This is a genomic window from Corallococcus llansteffanensis (assembly GCF_003612055.1).
GTDB classification, from domain to species: Bacteria; Myxococcota; Myxococcia; order Myxococcales; family Myxococcaceae; genus Corallococcus; species Corallococcus llansteffanensis.
On sequence record NZ_RAWB01000622.1, the window covers coordinates 1 to 5,569 of the forward strand.

At 71.6% G+C, this 5,569-nt stretch carries 3 protein-coding genes; all 3 read left to right on the forward strand.

Annotated features, from left to right (window positions below; all coding sequences use genetic code 11):
* Positions 1 to 678: LLM class oxidoreductase (locus tag D7V93_RS36645; RefSeq protein WP_158623944.1), on the forward strand; the 678-nt coding region annotated here is incomplete at its 5' end.
* Between the two features lie 247 nt (positions 679 to 925).
* The gene (locus tag D7V93_RS36650) at positions 926 to 4,459 is read left to right on the forward strand and encodes a condensation domain-containing protein (RefSeq protein ID WP_158623945.1); all 3,534 of its coding nucleotides are present in this window, start codon (positions 926 to 928) and stop codon (positions 4,457 to 4,459) included.
* Positions 4,456 to 5,535 (forward strand): TauD/TfdA family dioxygenase, encoded by a 1,080-nt coding sequence (locus D7V93_RS36655; protein ID WP_120647773.1) that lies wholly within the window; start codon positions 4,456 to 4,458, stop codon positions 5,533 to 5,535. Before D7V93_RS36650 ends, D7V93_RS36655 begins: the two co-directional genes overlap by 4 nt.
* Positions 5,536 to 5,569: the final 34 nt, after the last annotated feature.

The following is a 5,569-nucleotide window of genomic DNA, read 5'->3' on the forward strand; positions in this document are numbered from 1 at the left end:
ATCCAGCCCCGGCTCCCCACCTGGGTGACGTGCGCCACGGACCCCGCCCTCTTCGAGCGCACCGGCACCGGCGGCTACAACGTCCTCACGTCGCTCCTGGGCCAGCCGCTGGAGGAGGCGCTGGAGAAGATCGGCCTCTTCCACGCGGCGGCGGACAAGGCCGGCCACGCGCGTGACTCGCGCACCGCGACGCTGATGATGCACACCTTCGTCGGCCAGGACGTGGACGACGTGCTGGACACGGTGCGCGGCCCGCTCACCGCGTACCTGCGCGCGCACGTGGCGCTGATGCAGACGATGGTGAAGAGCCTGGACCTCCAGGTGGACATCAACGAGCCCAAGTGGGCGGACTACCTGGCCTCCTACGCCTTCGAGCGCTACTACCGCTCCGGCGCGCTCATCGGCACCGTGACGTCCTGCCTCCCCATGGTGGACAAGCTGCTGGCCGGCGACGTGGACGAGGTGGCGTGTCTCATCGACTTCGGCGTGGGCACCGACGCCGTCCTGGAGAGCCTCACCCACCTGGCGGAGCTCAAGCGGTTGGTGCAGGACGAGTCCCTGCGCATGGAGCGCGTGCTCACCGAGTACCTCGCGGAGCGACTGCCGGGCGCGTGTCCCACCCTGTCGGTCCGACTGTCCGACAGCCTGTCCGCCGACCATCCGCTCCCCATCCGCTGATCCGCGAACGGGAAGCGCTGTCAGGCCCCCGATGTATCAAGGGGCCTGACTGAGAAATGCCTGCGTACATGGACAGTTTGTAACGTGCTGTGTTAACAGTCCTGCACGTTTTCCGCGAATAATTCCGCTCACGCTGCACGAGTTTCGCGTCTTCCCGGGGAGTCCACGGGGTTGACCGGGGCTCGGTACCTCTCGTTCGGCCCAACGCATGCGTTCGCCAGAATTGTTACCAAACGTTTCAACGTTGGTGGAGCTGTCACGTCTCAGGGCGGAACAACGCCCGGATCAGCTCGCCTACACGTTCCTCGTGGATGGTGACACAGAGGAAGCGCACCTCACCTACGGAGAGCTGGATCGGCGGGCGCGAGCCATCGGCGCGGCGCTCCAGGCGCGGGGCGCCCGGGGCGAGCGGGTGCTGCTGCTCTACCCTCCAGGTCTTGAGTACGTGGCCGCCTTCGTGGGTTGTCTCTACGCGGGCGCGGTGGCGGTGCCGGCCTACCCGCCGGATCCGATGCGACTGGCGCGCACGCTGCCCCGGCTGGAGGCGGTGATCCAGGACGCGCGGGCGCGGTTCGCGCTCACCACCGGGTTCATCCAGGGCTTCATGGAGTCGATGGGCGAGCAGTCCGCCGCGCTCTCCGGCCTGTCCTGGCTGGCCACCGACGCGGTGGAGGATGGCGAGGCGAGCGGCTGGAAGGATCCGGGCACGGCGCGCGAGGGGCTGGCCTTCCTCCAGTACACCTCCGGCTCCACCGGCACGCCCAAGGGCGTGATGCTCAGCCACGGCAACCTGCTGGCGAACTCGCTGGCCATCCACCAGTGCTTCGAGCACTCGGATGACAGCCGCGGCGTCATCTGGCTGCCGCCGTACCACGACATGGGCCTCATCGGCGGCGTGCTGCAGCCGCTGTGCGGAGGCTTCCCCGTGGTGCTGCTGTCGCCGCTGGACTTCCTCAAGCGGCCGGCGCGCTGGCTGGAGGCCATCTCCCGCTACCGCGCGACGACGAGCGGTGGACCCAACTTCGCCTTCGACCTGTGCGTGCGCAAGACGACGCCCGAGCAGCGGGCGGCGCTGGACCTGAGCTCCTGGGACGTGGCCTTCAACGGCGCGGAGCCCGTACGCGCGGAGACGCTGGAGCGCTTCACGCGCGCGTTCGCGGACTCCGGCTTCCGCAAGGAGGCCTTCTACCCGTGCTACGGGCTCGCGGAGACCACGCTCATCGCGTCGGGCGGGCGCAAGGCCGCGCCGCCGGTGGAGCAGGTGTACCGGCAGGAGGCGCTCCAGCAGGGCCGCGCCGAGAAGGTGTCCCCCGGTGACGTGAGCGAGCAGACCGACGCGCGCACGCTGGTGGGCAGTGGCGCGAGCATCCCCGGGCAGGAGCTGATCATCGTGGAGCCCGAGTCCCGCCTGCCCGTGCCCGAGGGCCGGCTGGGGGAGATCTGGCTGCGCGGCCCGAGCGTGGCGGGCAGCTACTGGGAGCGGCCCGAGGAGAGCGAGGCCACCTTCCGCGCGCGCCGCGCCGACACCGGCGAGGGCCCCTACCTGCGCACGGGCGACCTGGGCTTCCTGTCCGGCACGGAGCTGTTCGTCGCGGGCCGCATCAAGGACCTCATCATCCTGCGCGGGCGCAACCACTACCCGCAGGATCTGGAGCTGACGGCGGAGTCGAGCCACCCGGCGATGCGTCCGGGCTGCTCGGCCGCGTTCTCCGTGGATCGGGGCGGCGAGGAGAAGCTCGTCGTCGTGCTGGAGGTGGATCGCAAGTTGCTGAGCGAACCCGCCCCCGCCATCGACGCCGTCCGGCGCGCCATCGCGCAGGCGCACGAGGTGACCGCGGACACGGTGGTGCTCATCCCCGCCGGAGGGCTGCCCAAGACGTCCAGCGGCAAGGTGCAGCGGCGCGCGTGTCGCACGCAGTTCCTGGCGAATGAGCTGGAGATCCTCGCCCAGGAGGTCCTCGCCGAGACTGCTGGCGACGCGTCCGAGGCTGCCGGAAGTGCCGCTTCGGAGGCCCCCCGGCTGACGCGCGAGTCCCTGCGGGCCGCGTCCGAGACGGAGCGGGCGGAACTGCTGGGCACGTACCTGCGACAGCACCTGTCGCGCGCGCTGTCCGTGCCGCTGTCGGCGCTGGAAGCGACGCGGCCCCTCACCGCGCTGGGCCTGGACTCCATCCACGCCGTCGAGCTGAAGGCGGCGCTGGAGGAGGAGCTGGAGATCCACCTCCCGGTGGCGCTGCTCCTGGAGGGCGTGCACTTGGAGGCGCTCACCGCGCGGGCGCTCGCGGAGCTGCGCCATCCCTCCGCCGCGCCGCCGCCGTTGGTGGCGGGGGCCCGTGGGGATGCACCGCTGTCGCCGGGACAGGAGCGGCTGCTGTTCCTGGATCAGCTCGCGGCGGGCAGCGCGGCCTACAACATCCCGGCCGCGGTGGAGCTGGAGGGACGCCTGGACGTGGCGGTGCTCACCCGCAGCCTGGAGGCCATCGTCCACCGGCATGAGGCACTTCGCACGCGCTTCCCCCGCGTCCAGGGCCGCCGCGTGCAGGACATCCTCGCGCCTTCGGAAGTCCCGGCCGGTGGGCCCCTGTCGCGCCCGGGTGCCGTGGTGGACCTGAGCGGACTGCCGCAGGAGCGACAGGCCAGCGAGACGGAGCGCCTCACCGCCGAGGAGGCGCGCGGACCGTTCGACCTGGAGCGCGAGCTGCCGGTGCGCGCGAAGCTCCTGAAGCTGTCGGAGGACCGGCACCGGCTGCTGCTCACGCTGCACCACGTGGTGTCGGACGGCTGGAGCATGGGCGTGGTGGTGCGGGAGCTGGGCGCGCTCTACGCCGCCTTCGCGCAGGGTCGGCCGTCGCCGCTGCCGGAGCTGCCCGTGCAGTACGCGGATCATGCGGCGTGGCTGCGACGCCGGTTGGAAGGCGGCCTGCTCGACGAGGAGCTCGCGTGGTGGAAGGAGCGCCTCACGGGAGCACCGCCGCTCCTGGAGCTTCCCCTCGATAGAGCCCGCCCGGAGCGCCAGCACTTCGAGGGTGCCCGGCAGCCGGTGTCGCTCTCCGTCGCGCTCAGCGAAGGGCTGCGGCAGCTCGGCCGGGCCGAGGGCACCACGCCCTTCATGTCGCTGCTGGCGGGCTTCCTCGTGCTCTTGCACTCGCGCACGGGCCGCGCGGACCTGGTGGTGGGCACGGACGTGGCCAGCCGCGAGCACGCGCGGACGCAGAACCTCATCGGCCTGTTCGTGAACCAGCTCGTGCTCCGCGTGGGCCTGGAGGGCAACCCGACCTTCCGGCAGGTGCTCGGGCGCGTGCGCGAGGTGGCGCTCGGCGGCCAGGCACATCCGCATGTCCCCTTCGACAAGCTGGTGGAGGCGCTGCGCCCGCCGCGCGACGCCCGCTACAACCCCCTGTTCCAGGTGATGTTCGTCCTGGAGAACGCGCCGCTGCCCGCGCTGCGACTGCCCGGGCTGAAGCTGCGCCAGTTGGACATCGACGACGGCGGTTCACCGTTCGATTTGTCCGTGCTGCTGGCCGAGTCCGAGGGCCGCTTCCAGGGCGTGCTGCGCTTCGCCACCGCCCTCTTCGACGCTTCCACCATCGCGCGGCTGGCGGAGGACTACGAGGCCACGCTGGCGGCGGCGGTGGCCCGGCCGGACGCGACGCTGGAGGAGCTGCACGCGGTGCTGGTGGAGCGCGAGCGCCAGCGGCAGCAGGAGCGGGCGCAGGCGCTCCAGTCCTCACGCAAGGAACTGTTCCGCGGCGTGCGTCGTCGCGGTGGGAGCGAGTCATGACGACGGATGGCCAGCCGAAGCGCGCACTCCCGAAGCTGCGCAGGCGTGAGGTGGACGGCTCCGGCCAGGACTTCGTGCGCTTCGAGGAGCTGCGGCCCGGCCTGCACCTGCCCGTGGTGGCCCGCCCGTCCCTTCCGGGCGTCGAGCTGGCCGAGTGGTGCCGCACGCACCGCGCGCGCGTGGACGAGCAGCTCCACCGCCATGGCGCCGTGCTCTTCCGCGGCTTCGACGTGGTGACGCCCGAGGCCATGGACCAGGTCATCCGGGCGCTGGCGGACGAGGCGCTGGCGTACGAGGAGCGCTCTTCACCGCGCTCGCAGGTGAGCGGGAACATCTACACGTCCACGGACCATCCGCCGTCCGAGCGGATCTTCCTGCACAACGAGCAGTCCTACAACCAGACCTTCCCGGCGCGCCTCTTCTTCGCCTGCGTGTTGCCGTCGCAACAGGGTGGCGAGACGCCGCTCGCGGACACGCGGCGCATCTTCCAGCGCCTGCCGGCCGAGGTGCGCGCGCGCTTCCTGGAGCAGGGCTACACGTACGTCCGCAACTTCGGCGACCAGTTGGGGTTGAGCTGGCAGACGGCGTTCCAGACGGAGGACCGCGCCGAGGTGGAGGCGTACTGCCAGCGCAGCGGCATCCAGGTCGAGTGGCGCGACGGCAACCGCCTGCGCACGCGGCAGGTGCGGCGCGCGGCGGGGCTGCACCCCGTCACGGGCGAGCCCGTCTGGTTCAACCACGCCACGTTCTTCCACGTCTCCACCCTGCCCGCGCCGGTGGCCTCCGCGCTGCTGTCCGACCTGGGCGAGGAAGCGCTGCCCAACCACACGTATTACGGCGACGGCAGCCCCATCGAGCCGCAGGTGATGGAGACGCTGCGCGCCGCCTACGAGGCCGAGCAGGTGATGTTCCCGTGGGAGCGCGGGGACCTGCTCGTCATCGACAACCTGCTCGCCGCCCACGCGCGCTCGTCCTTCGTGGGGCCCCGGCGGGTTCTGGCCGGCATGGCCCGCCCCTTCCCATGGAGCGAGGTCGCCCCGGTCCCGGACGCGCCCCGCGATCCCCCGCCAGGCTGAACGCCTGAAACTCAGCGGGCCTCGAGCCCGCCCC

Coding starts and splice junctions, on each gene's coding strand:
- D7V93_RS36655 (WP_120647773.1), top strand. CDS start 4,456: ATGACGACGGATGGCCAGCCGAAGCGCGCACTCCCGAAGCTGCGCAGG.